General features: G+C 37.8%; 19 protein-coding genes and 1 pseudogene. 6 read left to right on the forward strand and 14 right to left on the reverse strand.

Going from position 1 to position 15,796, the window contains the following annotated elements; genetic code table 11:
- Positions 1-38 precede the first annotated feature (38 nt).
- Positions 39-467, reverse strand: coding sequence for a hypothetical protein (locus tag DSM106972_RS10620; protein ID WP_127080662.1), 429 nt, complete (start codon positions 465-467; stop codon positions 39-41).
- A gap of 46 nt (positions 468-513) precedes the next feature.
- Positions 514-864, reverse strand: a complete 351-nt coding sequence (locus DSM106972_RS10625; protein WP_127080663.1) for a phage holin family protein — start codon at positions 862-864, stop codon at positions 514-516.
- Positions 865-1,146: 282 nt separating this feature from the next.
- Between DSM106972_RS10625 and DSM106972_RS10630 the strand changes: the two genes are divergently transcribed.
- Positions 1,147-1,545: a hypothetical protein gene (locus tag DSM106972_RS10630; RefSeq protein WP_127080664.1), complete on the forward strand. Its 399-nt coding sequence runs from the start codon at positions 1,147-1,149 to the stop codon at positions 1,543-1,545.
- A 69-nt stretch (positions 1,546-1,614) separates the two neighbouring features.
- Here DSM106972_RS10630 and DSM106972_RS10635 read toward each other — a convergent pair whose 3' ends face one another.
- On the reverse strand, positions 1,615-3,072 hold the full coding sequence (locus DSM106972_RS10635; protein WP_127080665.1) for a glycoside hydrolase family 13 protein: 1,458 nt from the start codon (positions 3,070-3,072) through the stop codon (positions 1,615-1,617).
- A gap of 351 nt (positions 3,073-3,423) precedes the next feature.
- Between DSM106972_RS10635 and DSM106972_RS10640 the strand changes: the two genes are divergently transcribed.
- Positions 3,424-5,145, forward strand: coding sequence for a WD40 repeat domain-containing protein (locus DSM106972_RS10640; protein ID WP_127080820.1), 1,722 nt, complete (start codon positions 3,424-3,426; stop codon positions 5,143-5,145).
- A 54-nt stretch (positions 5,146-5,199) separates the two neighbouring features.
- Here the strand turns inward: DSM106972_RS10640 and DSM106972_RS10645 are convergent, their stop codons facing one another.
- The 3 genes from DSM106972_RS10645 to DSM106972_RS54835 all read right to left on the reverse strand — a co-directional run bounded on the left by DSM106972_RS10645 (position 5,200) and on the right by DSM106972_RS54835 (position 7,813).
- Entirely contained in the window at positions 5,200-6,465 is a 1,266-nt protein-coding gene (locus DSM106972_RS10645; protein ID WP_127080666.1) for a sensor histidine kinase, read from the reverse strand.
- A 62-nt stretch (positions 6,466-6,527) separates the two neighbouring features.
- Complete coding sequence (locus DSM106972_RS10650; protein WP_127080667.1) at positions 6,528-7,625, reverse strand: PDC sensor domain-containing protein; 1,098 nt, start codon at positions 7,623-7,625, stop codon at positions 6,528-6,530.
- A 62-nt stretch (positions 7,626-7,687) separates the two neighbouring features.
- The gene (locus tag DSM106972_RS54835; protein WP_267901091.1) at positions 7,688-7,813 is read right to left on the reverse strand and encodes a hypothetical protein; all 126 of its coding nucleotides are present in this window, start codon (positions 7,811-7,813) and stop codon (positions 7,688-7,690) included.
- Between the two features lies 1 nt (position 7,814).
- Here DSM106972_RS54835 and DSM106972_RS54840 point away from each other — a divergent pair, with 1 nt between their 5' ends.
- Positions 7,815-7,943 carry a hypothetical protein gene (locus DSM106972_RS54840; RefSeq protein WP_267901092.1) on the forward strand — a complete coding sequence of 43 codons (129 nt, stop codon included), beginning with the start codon at positions 7,815-7,817 and terminating at the stop codon, positions 7,941-7,943.
- Between the two features lie 217 nt (positions 7,944-8,160).
- Here DSM106972_RS54840 and DSM106972_RS55745 read toward each other — a convergent pair whose 3' ends face one another.
- The 4 genes and pseudogenes from DSM106972_RS55745 to DSM106972_RS53320 form a co-directional block, all read right to left on the reverse strand.
- Positions 8,161-8,997, reverse strand: coding sequence for a sensor histidine kinase (locus tag DSM106972_RS55745; RefSeq protein ID WP_411675298.1), 837 nt, complete (start codon positions 8,995-8,997; stop codon positions 8,161-8,163).
- Positions 8,998-9,092: 95 nt separating this feature from the next.
- Positions 9,093-9,453, reverse strand: a pseudogene (locus tag DSM106972_RS55750) (response regulator); the annotation flags it as partial.
- Between the two features lie 207 nt (positions 9,454-9,660).
- Positions 9,661-9,939 (reverse strand): ATP-binding protein, encoded by a 279-nt coding sequence (locus DSM106972_RS10660; protein ID WP_186538841.1) that lies wholly within the window; start codon positions 9,937-9,939, stop codon positions 9,661-9,663.
- Positions 9,932-10,168: a hypothetical protein gene (locus DSM106972_RS53320; RefSeq protein ID WP_127080670.1), complete on the reverse strand. Its 237-nt coding sequence runs from the start codon at positions 10,166-10,168 to the stop codon at positions 9,932-9,934. The genes DSM106972_RS10660 and DSM106972_RS53320 overlap by 8 nt, the downstream gene beginning before the upstream one ends.
- A 163-nt stretch (positions 10,169-10,331) precedes the next feature.
- Between DSM106972_RS53320 and DSM106972_RS10670 the strand changes: the two genes are divergently transcribed.
- Entirely contained in the window at positions 10,332-10,535 is a 204-nt protein-coding gene (locus DSM106972_RS10670) for a hypothetical protein (RefSeq protein WP_073619729.1), read from the forward strand.
- 37 nt (positions 10,536-10,572) lie between these two features.
- Here DSM106972_RS10670 and DSM106972_RS10675 read toward each other — a convergent pair whose 3' ends face one another.
- Entirely contained in the window at positions 10,573-10,842 is a 270-nt protein-coding gene (locus tag DSM106972_RS10675; RefSeq protein WP_127080671.1) for a DUF7219 family protein, read from the reverse strand.
- 318 nt (positions 10,843-11,160) lie between these two features.
- On the opposite strand from DSM106972_RS10675, the gene DSM106972_RS10680 reads away from it, so the two are divergent.
- Positions 11,161-12,672 (forward strand): Ycf46 family AAA ATPase, encoded by a 1,512-nt coding sequence (locus tag DSM106972_RS10680; protein ID WP_127080672.1) that lies wholly within the window; start codon positions 11,161-11,163, stop codon positions 12,670-12,672.
- A 60-nt stretch (positions 12,673-12,732) separates the two neighbouring features.
- Positions 12,733-13,269 (forward strand): SH3 domain-containing protein, encoded by a 537-nt coding sequence (locus DSM106972_RS10685; RefSeq protein WP_127080673.1) that lies wholly within the window; start codon positions 12,733-12,735, stop codon positions 13,267-13,269.
- A 41-nt stretch (positions 13,270-13,310) separates the two neighbouring features.
- Here the strand turns inward: DSM106972_RS10685 and DSM106972_RS10690 are convergent, their stop codons facing one another.
- The 3 genes from DSM106972_RS10690 to yidC form a co-directional block, all read right to left on the reverse strand.
- Positions 13,311-13,820 carry a YceD family protein gene (locus tag DSM106972_RS10690; RefSeq protein WP_127080674.1) on the reverse strand — a complete coding sequence of 170 codons (510 nt, stop codon included), beginning with the start codon at positions 13,818-13,820 and terminating at the stop codon, positions 13,311-13,313.
- A 200-nt stretch (positions 13,821-14,020) separates the two neighbouring features.
- The gene (locus DSM106972_RS10695) at positions 14,021-14,524 is read right to left on the reverse strand and encodes a Jag family protein (RefSeq protein WP_127080675.1); all 504 of its coding nucleotides are present in this window, start codon (positions 14,522-14,524) and stop codon (positions 14,021-14,023) included.
- Entirely contained in the window at positions 14,524-15,669 is a 1,146-nt protein-coding gene (gene yidC / locus DSM106972_RS10700; RefSeq protein ID WP_127080676.1) for a membrane protein insertase YidC, read from the reverse strand. Before yidC ends, DSM106972_RS10695 begins: the two co-directional genes overlap by 1 nt.
- Between the last annotated feature and the right edge of the window lie 127 nt (positions 15,670-15,796).

Raw genomic sequence — 15,796 nt, forward strand, 5'->3', positions numbered from 1 at the left:
ATAGATATGGATGGGGTTGGGTTGTCACCCAACCTACTTCAATATCTAACACTTGGTAGAAAAAATAAATCTACGGTTTCGCCAAATCCTAAACTCAAACCAGCAGATATAACTATTAATAAAAATCGATCAGACTTGCTCAACCCAGTAAAGCGCAATTCCATATCAGCAAGCATTGCAGTTGCCAAAGGCATTAAAACTAAACTAAATATTATTGACCAGCTAGCAACCAACGCGATAGAAACACTTAAAAACAAAACTACTACCAGAGTTCGTGAGCCAAATTCGATTAAACTTTCTAACCAAGAAGTAGTTTGTCCAATAACAGCTAAGACAGAAATAGTCACAACACTGCCAACTAACCAAACGATATGGTAAGCAGCTAAATACCAACCTAGCCAATTATAAGCAAAGCACAGTAGTATTAACGACCTGAGTGGAATTCGCGCTCCTACATTGAAGCTCATAAGTAATTATATCTATTATCTATATAGAATTATTCATATTCTTATTTTAAATAATAGCAGCTAAAACTCTTAAAAGTGCGGAATTAATCACAGCAAGGGCAATAGAACCTATTAATGCGCTCCAAAAACCATATCTTAATCGAAAGCCGTTTACCAAGTAAGCAGCTATACCAAAAATCATTGAGTTTAAGACAAATAAAAATAATCCAATTGTTAAAATAATTAGCGGAAAACTAAAAAAGGTTAAGATAGGTAATAAAAGCGCATTTAGTATTCCAACCACAGCGGCAGACATAAGTGCCTTGCTAAAACTATCAATTTCTACTCCAATAGGTAATTTGGAGATAATTAGAAAGCTTAATGCAGTTACGAACCATGTTATAAGTATTTCAACCATAATTAAAGTTGTGCATATCACAAAGTTTGCTAATTTACCTTCACCCTATCGGTAGAAGATATGGTGATAATTTTTCTACTGGTAGTTAGAGCGTATAAATCTTTGGAAAATCTTATTCTTAAGACAGGGCAATTAAAACAGCAATTAGTTTTAATTTGGACTTAATTGCTGCTATAGAGACATTACCATTTTACCGTCCTAAGCTACTTCCCCCGCTAGACGTATCTTAATTAATTTAAAAATACGATAGTTCCTAGGTAGCTATTACCTTGAGGAAAATTTATGCCTTTAAACAAAAATCTGAGACAGTACCCAGCAACAGAAGGTAATATAACTGACTTTAATAGCAATACAGATACCCACGTAACTGTAGATGCTAATTCATATGATAACAGTAATGTCAATCAAAAAAAGTTTGAGCCTTCATTGGGTGATACCGTTATATTAGTTACACCAATATTATTTGTATTGACGACTGTAGGAGTTGTATTTTATAGGTTGAAGCAAGTTAAAGCTGTTGCGCTTCCATGTAAAAAATGTCAGTACTATAATAGTAACAATTACCTTAAGTGTGCAGTCAATCCAGCAGAAGTACTTACAGAGAAGGCTAAAGATTGTCGCGATTATACATCACAACGGCGAAAGTTTTCTTGGTCTTGGAAAGGGTTTAATAAAAGGTAGGCAACGGATAAGAACAGATGTAACGGATAAACCATCCGTTACATCCGTTATATCCCGTTGCCAGGATGTCTAACCTAAAATACACCCACTTCGGGCAGGTAGATGTAGGGTTACTTGTTTTGTTTCTGATTCTTTATTCCATTCAAGTTCGGCGCCCCCGTATAATACGTTGTTGGGTAAAGAATGTAAGCTGCTAACATCTAAGTTTGTTTTGGAATCAGATGTACCTGCATTAACCGCAATAACTAGTTGTTCGTTATCAAGTGTACGAGTAAATATATATACTTCCCCTTGTGCGTACAAAACTTTGTAGTCTCCTGTTCGCAAGCACGGGTACTTGTGACGAAGTGTAATTAGTTGACTATGTGTATTAAGTATTTCATTATTCCAAGCTGCTTCTAAAGGAAAACCTCGACGTGAGTCTGGGTCTAATGCTCCTGGTAATCCAACTTCATCACCATAATAAATGCTAGGGGCGCCGGGAAATGTCATTAAAAGCAGTGTACATAATTCAATACTCGGTATGTCTCCACCTGCAATGGACATTAAGCGTGCAGTATCATGACTGGCAAGTAGGTTCAACTGCGTTAATTGAATTTCCCAAGGATACAGTTCTAATAATTCCTGAATTTTTTGAGCATATTCAGCAGCAAATAACGGAGGATAAGGTTTGTAGTCGCGACTTTGTACTTGGTCGAGAACTACTCTATCTCCTGCTGCAAATGCAATAGTCGGGCCAGCAAACAAGTAATTCATTACTCCGTCAAATTGTTTGCCGTCTAACCATTGTCGTGAATCTCCCCAAACTTCACCGACAATATAAGCATCGGGGTTAATTGCTTTTACACGGTCTCGAAACTCTTCCCAAAATCCTGGTGTCTTAATTTCAAATGGTACATCCAGGCGCCAACCATCGATACCAAATTTGACCCAATACTCAGCAATTTCCATAATGTACTCGCGTACTTCTGGATTATCATGGTTAAACTCTGGTAAAGCCCGATTTCCATCCCAACTTCCATAGTTAGCTGGTGCATCCCCTGTATAAGGTGCAAGGGGCCAACCTTCAATTTTAAACCAATTTACCCAAGGAGAGTGAGGGCCATTTTCTAACACGTCGTGAAAAAAGAAAAAACCACGACTCGAATGATTAAATACCCCATCTAATACAACTTTGATGTCATGTGCATGTGCAGCATCGAGTAATTCACGAAACGCTTCGTTACCACCCAACATTGGGTCTACCTGATAATAATCGTGCGTATGATAACGATGGTTACTAGCTGACTGAAAAATTGGCGTAAAGTAAATTGCATTAATTTCTAAAGACTTAATATAGTCTAATTGTTCTATAATTCCCCATAAATCACCCCCCTTGTAACCTTGGAGTGTGGGCATTGCCTCCCAGTCTTCCCAGCGCGCATCATGTAATAATCGCTTCCGAGGTTGTTTGCTTTTTGCAAAGCGGTCAGGGAATATTTGGTAGAAAACAGCGTGCTTTACCCAGTCTGGTGTTTGAATTTGCATACATTACTTAACATGACTTTATAGCAATAGTTACAAATACATATCCCATAACGGGTCTTACTTCTGGTAGAAATAATCAAATTTCACACCAAAAACAATCCAAACCCCTTCCATTCGCTACAATGAATTTCCCAATCAAAATACTTTACTGTTCAAGCTGAAAGTAAATATTTTGCTTCGGCGCCTACATAATACTCATTTTTTCTATTTATTTTGTAACTGATGATACTAAATAACTTATTTTTACCTAAAAAGCAGATAGTTAAAATTAATCAAATCAAATAAAAAAGAAAAAGTTTATTTATATACATTAACGTAGGTAGGCAAGAGCGCGCATGACTTTGTATGTACATGAACTGGACTAGCTTGCTCAAATCACAACAAGTAGATTTTCTCACTAGAGTCAAGAAACCCAAGACTTATGAGGTTTCTTTACTAGAAAGTTCTGTAAAGGGTTGTCACTGTGAGATTATGGCGTTTAAAGGTGAAGCATTGACGAAGCTTTACACAGTAGCACGTCAACAAGCTGAACTTGTCGCAAAAAATCCACCCCCAGTCCCTCCAGAATATCCAGAACCCCCAGACTGGACGATACCTTTCCCCAGATTTTTTCAGCAACAAGCTATTGATTATTTGTTACGAGAGCAAATTGTCGAAAGGGTTATGCAGGAACGCTTGGGTAAATTAATTAAAAAAGTGCCACATGATGTCTTGACAAGTATTGCTTTAGATGATGAAGGAAATTTGAGGAATGAAAGTAAGTTTTGTTACTCACTCTTCAATAATCCTAAATTTAGTATTCAAGTTCATGTCGCAGATGGTGAGAGTTTTAACGGCATTAAAAAAGATAAGATTAAGTGGACTATTACACAAGATGATTTAAAGAGCGACTTATTAATTTTTCTATGTTTGTTTTATCCATTTACTGGTAAACATGGAGACGAAAGACAAGTTGTAATTGCCGGGTTTTTACCGACAGATTTAATTGAATCTAGTGAGCCTAAAATAACTGTGGTTCCAAGTAAATTATTATATTCGGGTGGTTTGAATTGGTATTTAGACTCATTTACTACTAACGAGGATGACATTGATGTTGACGAAGAAATAATCCTAGCTGAGACTATTCAAATTGCATCAGACCATATTAGTGGTGACTGGGAATACTGGCAAACTTTACGTGGTCATACACGAGGCATTAATTGTTTGGCTTTTAGTCCTGGTAATAAAAATAAGGCGCCATTACTTGCAAGTGGTAGTCGGGGTGAAACGAAGTTATGGGATTTAAATAAAGGTGAGTTAATTTGTACTTTTTCTGAGCTACCTTGGAGTAAATCTGGACTAGTTGATGAAATTAATGCATTAGCCTTTAGTCCAGATGGGCAAATTTTAGTAAGTGGTGGCGCCGACTCTACAATTAAAATATGGCATGTAGGCGCCAAAGATTTAATAGATATTTTGCACAAGCATAATGGCATGGTACGGGGAGTGGCTTGCAGTCCTGATAATAGAATGATATTTACAGGTGGTGATGATAGAAGAATTTTATATTGGGATTTACAGTCGCGAAAAGTAAACAGTTCGTTTTCACTTGATGATACAACTGCTCATGCACTTGTATTAAGTCAAGATGGAAAAACTCTTGTGACAGGAAGTTATCGTAAAATTAAAATTTGGCGCCTAGACGGTGAAGAAACACTGCTACAAAATTCATTCAGCGCGCATTCGCATATCGTTAGTTGCTTATGCTGGAGTAATGATAGCAAAATACTAATAAGTGGTAGTCGTGACCAAAGTATAAAAGTATGGAATTTAGAAACAGGTACACTAATTAGAACTATAAAAGGACATAGCGGAGGAGTTTTTGCTATTGCCCTTAGTCCTGACGGTGAAATTATAGCTAGCGGGAGTGCAGACAAAACCATTAAACTGTGGCATTTAGAAAGTGGGGAGTTATTAGCAACATTTATTGGTCATACTAATAGTGTTACTGGGTTAAAATTTACAACATCAGGAGAAATACTTGTGAGTGCTAGTTTAGATAAAACAATTAAAATTTGGCAACGAGCATCGTAATAAGCACTTCAGTGCTTGTAAAGTGCTTGTAAAGTGCTTTCCATTTGAGAAGCACTAACATTTCACAGGAACTGTAATTATAAACTCAGTACCTTGCCCCAATTGAGAATTAACCTCAATACTCCCACCATGTTTTTCCACAATAATTTGCCGCACAATAGCCATTCCCAACCCCGTTCCTTTACCAACTTCCTTCGTCGTAAATAAATAATCAAATATTTTATGTTGAACTTCTAGCGCCATACCAATACCATTATCTTTAATATAAATCAAAACAGACTTACTATCAGCAGACAATTCAGTTTTTATATTAATACAGTTAGGATTCGCGGTAATATCTTGGTAACTTCGTCCAACATTACCTTCTTCTAATGCATCAATCGCATTTGCTAAAATATTCATAAATACCTGATTCAATTGACCAGCACAACACTCAATACAAGGTATTTGACCGTATTGAGTAATAATTTTAATTTCAGGTCTAGCGTCTGAAGCTTTGAGACGATGTCTAAGAATTAAAATAGTGCTATCAATACCTGCATGAATATCTACGTCAGTAGAAAAATTATTGTCAGACCGAGAAAAAGTTCTTAAACTTTTACTAATATCCTCAATACGATGAATACCCACCTGCATAGACTGAATAATTTTGGGTAAATCTTCGCGCAAGTAATCAAGCTCAACCTCCTCCAGTTGATTTTGAAGTTCAACAACAGGTTGAGGATAGTGATGCTGATAAGAGTCAACTAATCTTAATAAATCTTTAATATATGTTTCCGCATGAAAGATATTATTGCGAATAAAACCAACAGGGTTATTAATTTCGTGAGCTACACCCGCAACAAGTTGTCCGAGTGCGGACATTTTTTCACTCTGAATAAGTTTAAGTTGTGATGCTTGGAGTTCAGATGCTTTTTGATAAACTTGATATTCAAGGTTTTGAGTTAAGCGACGCAGTTGTAAATGTGTTTTGACCCTTGCTAATACTTCCTTTTCTTGAAATGGTTTAGTAATATAATCTACGGCGCCCAATTCCAGAGCTTGAACTTTACTATCAGTATCAGACAAAGCGGTCATAAATATTACCGGAATATCAACAGTTTTGGAATTAGCTTTAAGGCACCTGCAAGTTTCAAAACCATCAATACCAGGCATCATCACATCAAGTAAAATCACATCAGGCAACCTGCGCTCAAGTTGTTGCAACGCACGTTCGCCACTAGTTGCAATTGCCACATCAAAACCAGCATCGCTCAAAGCTTCCGAAATAACATCCAAATTAGTTGGAGTATCATCAACAATCAAAATTAATCCAGTCATATTAAAAGAGTTAGGAGTTAGGAGGGGCGGGTTTATCTATATCCTGGTAAATAATCGAAGATTTAGGTGAACCCGCCCGTACAGGAGTTGAATATATTAATATGTTTTTGAAGCAAATTTTCGATTTGTTCAGTTTGAAATTGTTTAGAAAGCTGAATAATTTGATTAGTAAATAACAAATAATCGGGATTCTTACCAATTTCTTCAGCAGCTTCGGCTAATTTTTTTAATCGACCTTCTTGAGCGAGTTCGAGTAAAATTTCTAAATCTGCTTTTGGTGGCGCCAATAATATAGTAGCTCCTGTTTCTGTATTACCAACTTGCTGCCAAATATCTTTTAATTCAGGGATATCTTTATAGGTTGCTAATTGCTTTGCTTTTTGGGAATTTGGTGGATAAGCTAGTATATTGCCTTTTTTACTAAGAATAGTGAAATAGCCATTCCCCGAAGTCACAGATTTTTTAACACTCTCAGTTAACGCTGTAACGTTGACATCAGGACCGAAGTAAGAAATTAAATTATCTTTGTCATCATAGACAGGAAGTGCATAAGTAGCAATTGTAATTCCACTCCACTGGTAAGGTTCTAGCCAAATAGGTTTTCTTGCTTCTACTGGAAGTTTGTAATAATCTTGCTGCGTATAATCTTCTAAAGATGCTACATCTACATAGCGAATACCCTTGTATGGAGATGGTAGAGCTTCACCAATTTGATTAGGAGTATTTGTATCAATAAAAAAATAGGGTAAATATAATTTGCGACTAGGAATAAGCTGATACGGTGCTTGGGCAACACCAATACCCGTGGTTAACGGTGAGCGATGCAAAAAATTGTCTAGCGATAACTGCCGATAAGCTTCTGCATCTTGGATACCCAAGCGGTGCATTGTCTTAACCGCTGCTGTTAAACTCATCGCAGACTGTTCAACTTTAGCAAGCTCAACTTCAACTGTTTTAGCTTGTGTGCTTAAATTTCCTTGAATTTCTTGTTTTGCGTACCTTTCTAGTGTTTGATAGAAAAAGTAAGACATGCTACCCAAGCCAACTAAAGCACCACTGAGTACGTAAAAGAATAGTCTAGAACCAATGGACTTATGAATTGGGTTAAGATATTTTGGCGCCGAATTTAAAATTGCCTTGGTATCAGAGGTTATAGTCATAGCAGTCAGGCTATATTAAGTCTTTGTTTATAGCTTGCCCACAAAAGTAATAACGATAACATTTAAGCGGAACTTTTCTCGTTACCTAGTTCTTGTTGAATTAAGTCTTCAATTTTTTCAGTTTGGAAATTTTTGACAAATTGAGCTATTTTTTGAAAAAATAGCTGATATTCTGGATTTTTCTGCACAATGGCTTCGCAAGCTTCCGCTAATTTCTTCAACCTACCTTCTTGGGCGAGTTCGAGTAAAATTTCTAAATCTTCTTTCGGTGGCGCCAGTAACTCTGTGTTAGATGCAGCAATTAACCTGCTAGATTAAGACATTGACCCCAAATGCACCGCAAAGGACATAGACAAACAATCTGGCGCCAATAGATTTATGAATTGGATTGAACAGCTTGGCTTTATATTTGGTTTGAGTTGCGACCATGACAGGTAAAACTTTGTTGAGTCATTGGTTATAGTTTGCCCACAAAACAAAGTTTATAAATCTAACACCTAGAAACCGTAGAAACCGTAGAAACCCGGTTTCTTAATTATTGATGTATGGGAATAGTAATCAAAAATTCAGTTCCTTGTCCTATTTCGGAATTAACTTCGATACTACCATGATGCTTTTCAATAATAATTTGATGTACAATTGCTAAACCTAATCCTGTCCCTTTTCCTACTTCTTTAGTTGTGAAAAGATGTTCAAATATTTGATTTTTAATTTTTTGATTGATTCCAAAACCGCTGTCTTTGATAGAAATTAAAACTGATTTTTGATTTTCAGTAATAGTTGTTTTTATATAAATATAATTTTTTTGATTATTATTATAGTTTTTGTGCTGCAAATTTGCTTCATCTATTGCGTCTATAGCGTTAGCAATAATATTCATAAATACTTGATTCAATTGTCCAGGATAGCACTCGATAAGCGGTAACTGACCGTAGTCTTTATATACCTCGATTTCTGGACGAGATTCTGAAGCTTTGAGACGATGTTTAAGAATTAAAATAGTACTATTTATTGCTTCATGAATATTAAACAGCACATATTTATTATTATCAGCGCGCGAAAACGTTCTTAAACTGTTACTGATATCTTTAATACGACTTATTGCTGTGTGCATAGACTCGAACATCTTTGGCAAGTCTAAGCGCAAATAATCTAAATCTACTGCTTCGATACATTCCTGTAAGCAAACACTAGGTTGAGGAAGCTCTTTTTGATAGCAGTCAATAACTTGAAACAAATCTTTAACACTATCTTCCATTAATACAAAATTACCATTAATACATCCCATCGGATTATTAATTTCGTGTGCAACACCTGCAACCAATTGTCCTAATGCTGACATTTTTTCATTTTGCACCAGTTGCAATTGCATTTGTTTGAGTGAATGCAAGGTTTGTGACAATTCTTGAGTACGTTCTTCAACTCGTTGCTCTAATTCGTGTGTCGTCCGCTTTAGCTTGATGTGGATATTGACTCGTGCTAACACCTCTTTTTGCCGAAAAGGTTTTGTAATATAATCAACTGCTCCTAAACTGAGTCCTTTAATTTTATCTTCGCTATCAGTCAGAGCTGTCATGAAAATAATTGGTATTGATTGGGTTATTGCATTAGCTTGCAATCTTCGACAAGTCTCAAAACCATCCATACCAGGCATCATCACATCAAGCAGTATTAAATCTGGCTGTTGCTGTATGGCGATTTCAATACCTTCCTCACCGCTCATCTGCACCAAAATCTCATATTTTGCAGTTACTAAAGTCTCATACAAAACTTCTAAATTTGTTGGGTTGTCATCGATAATCAAAATCGTTCCGTTTGTTTTTGTCATATTTTGATTAAATTAAATTTAGTTTAAGTTGATTTAGTTTAAGTTGATTTAGTTTAAGTTGATTTAGTTTAAGTTGATTTATAAGTGTGCTTACTTCTCGGCGCCATCAAAGCAAACATTATATATAAGTATGTTAACAAACGTTACATCTGTTTATTTTTGGCGTGAATATTTTTACATCATATTACTTCAAGTTGATAAATATACCTAGCGCCAAACAGAAAATATTTGAACGTGGCGCTGAGTGTCACCGACTTGTTGAAGGGGTGTAAAAATTTTATCAAGCTGTACTACGCTCATTCCAACACCTGTATCTTTAATAAATAAATGTAACACTATATTTTCTGCGCTAAAGTGATTAACGTCAATATGCAGTGTGACACTATCGACATCTGTAAACTTAATTGCATTGCCTAACAAATTAATCAGTAGTTGTGCTAAACGTTTTTGGATATACAAGTAACGCTCCAAGACAGATTTATACAATGCCTTGTATAAATGAAGGCAAGTACACAGAATAATGATATAGTTTTAATTGATGCGCTTCAGTTTTGGATAAGTCGAGTACATCGTTTTTATATATATAATTATCTCGGTTGCCATTTTTTTCTAGATTTGACGTATTACTTCTAAAAATGGCGCCCTCCAGCGTTCGTGATTTTGAGTAATTTACTGTCTTCTGCTCATTCAGAAGCAAAACGCACCGGATAGTCATAGCACTAATCGGTCAATAGATAATGAGGATTAGTTTATGCCTATAGGCATAATATTTTTTATGAGTGATTATAGGCATACAAGCTTGGTTAAGATAAGGTTATATGTATGATAAATTTTAGTTAATTAGTTATTATTTAGTCATTTTCGGTCGAGGAACGCCTTTGAATAACTCAAAAATCCCACAAGTAGGAGACAAAGTTTTTATCCTACGTCCAGCTTATGTAGCTGGAAGTGTCGGTATAGTTCGTGGAGAGGAGATTTTGTCAGATGGTAAACCCAGTGGCAACTGGATAATTGAAGTCACTTCACAAGACCTCGTTTTGTCTTTAGAAAGGAATGAGTTCCAAGTCATGAATAAGGAGTAATCAAATGGGTTATTTGTATTAATTTTAGATATATTACTTAAATATCTTGAGTATTTGTTGGCGCCTCTACGCCAATACCCAATTCTTTTTTGCTACGTTTGAGTTGCTTCCACAGCACCTTGACCTGATTATATGCATCTTCTGGTGCGAGTTTGCCAGACGTTTCGAGGGCACTAATATAGCCTACTTTTTGTGCAAACTCTTGAAGATTAGCATTAAATACCAGGTTTTGCGGTTGAACCTTACCATAGTAGCGACTGCGAGGGAAGAGAAGATTATGCTTGTCTTGCTGATTTGAATCTACCATTTCCAAACGGTTCCCTAATAAATTTATACTTTGGCTTTTAAATTCTTAATCTAAGATGCTACTACATTCAGCTAAATATTTTTATCTAACCTGAGATAGATATTGGCAATAATATTTACAATAAATAGTAGTAATTTTACTGTGGCGAATTTATTAATATGGTTATATGTGGGTGAGGTGCGAACTGTAGGTTGGGTGAAGCGCGAGTGCGGAACCGAACGCGACAGCAATTGTTAAGGCGCCACGCACCCTACGTTTATATGACAATGAAGAAGGATAGAAAAATAACAACTAATAAGCAACTAATAAAACGCTCTTATGACTTTCCGTGATGAGTTTAAGCTACTGCTGCGTGCGCGTTACCCGCTAATTTATATTCCGACGTATGAAGAGGAACGTGTCGAAGCATCAATTCGAGAAGAAGCTGCACAATTGGGGAACCGTCCGATTTACACTTGGGATTTTGTGGATGGTATTCAGGGCAACCCAAATGATGCGGGTTTTGGCAAGCGTAACCCTTTACAAGCTTTGGAGTTTGTTGAGAAGTTACCTGCGACTGCATCGGCGGTGTTTATATTACGCGATTATCATAGATTTTTAGATGATGTGGCTATTGCTCGCAAACTCCGCAATTTAGCACGGCTTTTAAAGTCACAGCCTAAAAATATAGTAGTACTATCGCCGCGTGTAGCTATTCCTGATGATTTAACCGAAGTTTTGACTGTTGTGGAATTTCCGCTACCAAGTGGGGGAGAAATTAAAACAGAGGTTGAAAGATTATTACAAGCTACAAACAATTCGCTATCTAGCAAGACGTTGGATGATTTGGTGCGCTCTTGCCAGGGTTTAAGTATGGAGAGAATTAGAAGAGTTTTAGCCAAAGCTATTGCAACTCATGGTGAACTACAACCCGAAGATGTTGACTTAATTTTGGAGGAAAAACGCCAAACTATTCGTCAAACTCAAATTCTTGATTTTATTCCTGCTACTGAGCAAATTTCTGATATTGGTGGGTTAGACTGTCTCAAAGATTGGTTAATTCGTCGTGGTGGTTCGTTTACTGAACGCGCACGTCAGTACGGTTTACCACACCCACGCGGTTTATTGTTAGTGGGTATTCAGGGTACTGGTAAGTCTTTAACTGCGAAAGCGATAGCTCACTATTGGCATTTACCATTATTGCGTCTTGATGTTGGGCGCCTATTTGCTGGTTTGGTAGGTGAATCGGAGTCACGTACTCGACAAATGATACAAGTAGCTGAAGCGTTGGCGCCTTGTATATTATGGATAGACGAGATAGACAAAGCGTTTTCTGGACTTGGTAGCAAAGGTGATGCGGGAACTACGAGCAGGGTTTTTGGTACATTTATTACCTGGCTTGCAGAAAAGTCCTCACCTGTATTTGTCGTAGCGACTGCGAATGATATTCAATCTCTACCACCAGAAATGTTACGCAAAGGAAGGTTTGATGAGATATTTTTTGTAGGGTTGCCGAGTCAAGACGAGCGTAAGGCAATTTTTGATGTGCATTTAACGCGCTTGCGTCCTCATAATCTGAAAAGTTATGATATCGAGCGGTTAGCTTACGAAACTCCAGATTTCTCTGGCGCCGAAATCGAGCAAACCTTGATTGAAGCGATGCACATTGGGTTTAGCCAAAACCGGGATTTTACAACCGATGATATCCTGGAAGCTGCCAGCCAAATTATACCTCTTGCACGCACTGCTCAAGAGCAAATTCAAAAACTGCAAGAATGGGCAGCTTCTGGACGCGCAAGACTAGCATCAAAGCAAAGTACACCCGTGGATGTTTGGCGCCAAGCGAATTAGTTATTATTTACCTTGAGTGTTAGTAATTAGCTATCGACTATTAAACAAGCAAAGTTAAACATGGTTTCAAACTTATTTAAGTATCTTTTAGGATTTATCCTAGCGATTGCGATTCTTGCAGGCAGTGGAGTAGCTGCCACTTTGTACTTCGTGAATCAATCTTCAAGGCTTCCTCCTAAACCAATTTATGCCAACGATGAACCTTCGGTGCGTGCAAGTGCAGGTTTTACTAATACCAAAGCGTCATCAAATGCTGACGTAACTACAAAACCGTCACCTGCGGATAATAACAAAGAAGAAGAACCTATTGCTAAACCAACTCCATCCCCCACCGAAAAACCTGACAGTACAGAACTAAAACCTTTACCACCAGGCGCCTACAACGCACGTGTAACATGGTCACAAGGTTTGAGTTTGCGCTCAGAACCAAAAGCAGACTCTGAACGTGTTGGTGGTGCTGGCTTTAACCAAAAAGTAATAGTTATAGAAGAGAGTGAAGATAAAGTTTGGCAAAAAGTTCGTGTAGAAGGTAGTAACCAAGAGGGTTGGGTAAAAGCAGGTAATACAAAGAAAGATGAGGGACAGGATGATCAATAAGAAACCCGGTTTCTTAGAGAAACCGGGTTTTTAAGAGTAAATCAATTTGGTAATTGATTTTTGAGTGCTTCTAAAGAAGCCCAACGTTTATCTATGAGGGGGTTTTGAGTTGTGCTTTTGGGAGTAGCTGAAATTCCAGCACAATCTTCATCACATAATTGCCGTGGGGGTATTTCCAAGCACATTTGTTCGTATAGCCATTCGCTTGGATAAAAATGTCCTTGCGGCAACAAGGACTCAACCAAATCTTCGACGGCAACTTCGCGCTCTAAAGGTAAATCGTCAAATTGATTGGCTGCTTCGTCTAACCAAATTATTTCGGTTGTATCGACTACTAAACGATGGTTATATTGTTTCAAACAGCGGCAACAAGTACAAGTAATAATTGCCTCAGCTAATGCTGCTACTTCTAAATAATTTCCACAGTGCCGAACGCGAACCATGCCCCGAACGGGTGTGAGTGTATCTAAACCGGGCAGAAACTCTTGAACTTGAATTTCCTCTGTTCGCTCCGGCGCCTGAATTAGCTGCGGAATAAAAATTGCGTCCATAGGATTTGTGAGACATCCTCACTCAAAAAATTAGCAGTATTAGAAACCTGGTTTCAAAATAGATAACCTTTCATAAAAATGGAGATTTTGCATAGAAACCAGGTTTCTCGAACGATAATACATTCTTATTTTAACTTGAAACACTCAAATTCCCGACTTCCTTTGAAGAAATCGGGAATAATAAAGGAGCAAAGAAAAAATTATTCCATTGCTGGACGCACAACAAGGTGACGATGAGGTTCTTTGCCCCGGCTGAATGTTTCCAAGTCGGCATAGTCCTTTAAAAAAGTATGAACTTGACGACGTTCAGCAGAACTCAAAGACTTAATTTCGATTTCGTTGCCAGAAGCGCGTGCAGCAGCAGCTGCATTTTCTGCTAGCGTTCGTATTTCTGCTTCACGTTTAACGCGATAACCATTTAATTCAATGGTATACGAAGCTTGTTCTTCGGGTGGTTGATTAAGATTGAGAATAGAATTTGTCAAATACTGAATAGCATCGAGTACCGAACCGTTGCTGCCAATCAACGTGCTGATTTGCTCTGGTGATAAATTCGCCTCATCAATTGTCAACCAGTAGCTTGCACCCTCATCGTTATCGGGGGGTACATCTTCCTCAGAACCAGTAACTGTTACAGAGAGTCCTGCTTTCTGTAACAGTAAAGTTAACCAATCTTGACCTCTTACGATTGAAGTATCAACCATTATGAATTCGTTGCTTTCTTCTTAGAACTTTTTGGTTCAAACGGTATAGTTTTTGTCTCTGTTTGTTTTTCTTTATCTTGAGATTCTACAATTTTTTGTAGCTCTTCAGGTAAAGGTTCACGCGAGAGAATATACGTTTGTAAGGTTTGGAAAATGTTACCAATTACCATGTACATCAGTACACCAGCGGGTAACGGGAAGAACAAAAACATACCCGAAAAAATAACGGGAGTGATTTTATTAACTGTATCTTGCTGGGGGTTAGAGTTCGTCGAGTTTTGACCAGACAGTAATTGGCTAACGTATAAGCTAACACCAAAACCTACAATCATTGCGACAATATCCCAGTGGACTGTACCATCTGGGTCAATGGCGCCAACGCGACCTAAAGCATCAATGAATAAGAAACCTTTATTAGAAGCCAAGCCAGGAATGCTGGCAGTTATAGTAACATCTCCAGGCTGTAAAGCTTCAATATTTCCCTGCTCATCGATTTTAACTCGGTCTTCGCCCTTAGTAATTTTCCACTCAGGAACTAAGTTAGTTTCGGGATGAAGAGCTAAGAGTTGTTGGAATGGTTTTCCATCAGGAGTTTGGTACTCTATCTTAGTTGTTTCCCCTACAGCCATCTTATTTCCACCAGGAAGGATAGCTGTCACCTTAACATGTTCGCCATCGGAAATATAGATATTTTGGGGTGCAGTAGCAAAAGCCTGTGGTTGAATGCGCTCAATTTGTTCGGCTGGAAACACCTGTAAGTTAACGGTGTAATTAGCAGAAGAAAATGGTGAACCCCGTAATGTTGCAAATAATGCAAGCAGTACTGGCATTTGCACCAAAAGAGGTAAACAGCCCGCCAACGGGTTGCCAAACTCTTGCTGCGTCTTCATCATTTCTTCTTGTTGCTTTTGCGGGTCATCTTTATACCGCTCTTTAACTTCCTGCATCCGCTTTTGCATGAGCGGTTGAACAATTCGCATTCGGCGCATATTGCGAATTGAGCCGGCACTAAGGGGGTAAAGTGCAAAGCGCACTACCAGCGTTAATGCCACAATTGCCAATCCATAGCTTGGTACAATGCTGTAAAACAAGTCTATGATTGGCAGCATCACATTGTTCGAGAGGAACCCGATACCAAAATCCATTATTCTGAATTCAACTAAACGGTAGTGTTAATTATCTAAACCTAATTTATCGCTCAACATCATCCCCTAGGAACTACGGATAGCCGCACAGGTTTTACAGTAGAGACGTGATTAATCACGTCTCTAC

The organism is Dulcicalothrix desertica PCC 7102 (assembly GCF_003991905.1).
GTDB classification, from domain to species: Bacteria; Cyanobacteriota; Cyanobacteriia; order Cyanobacteriales; family Nostocaceae; genus Dulcicalothrix; species Dulcicalothrix desertica.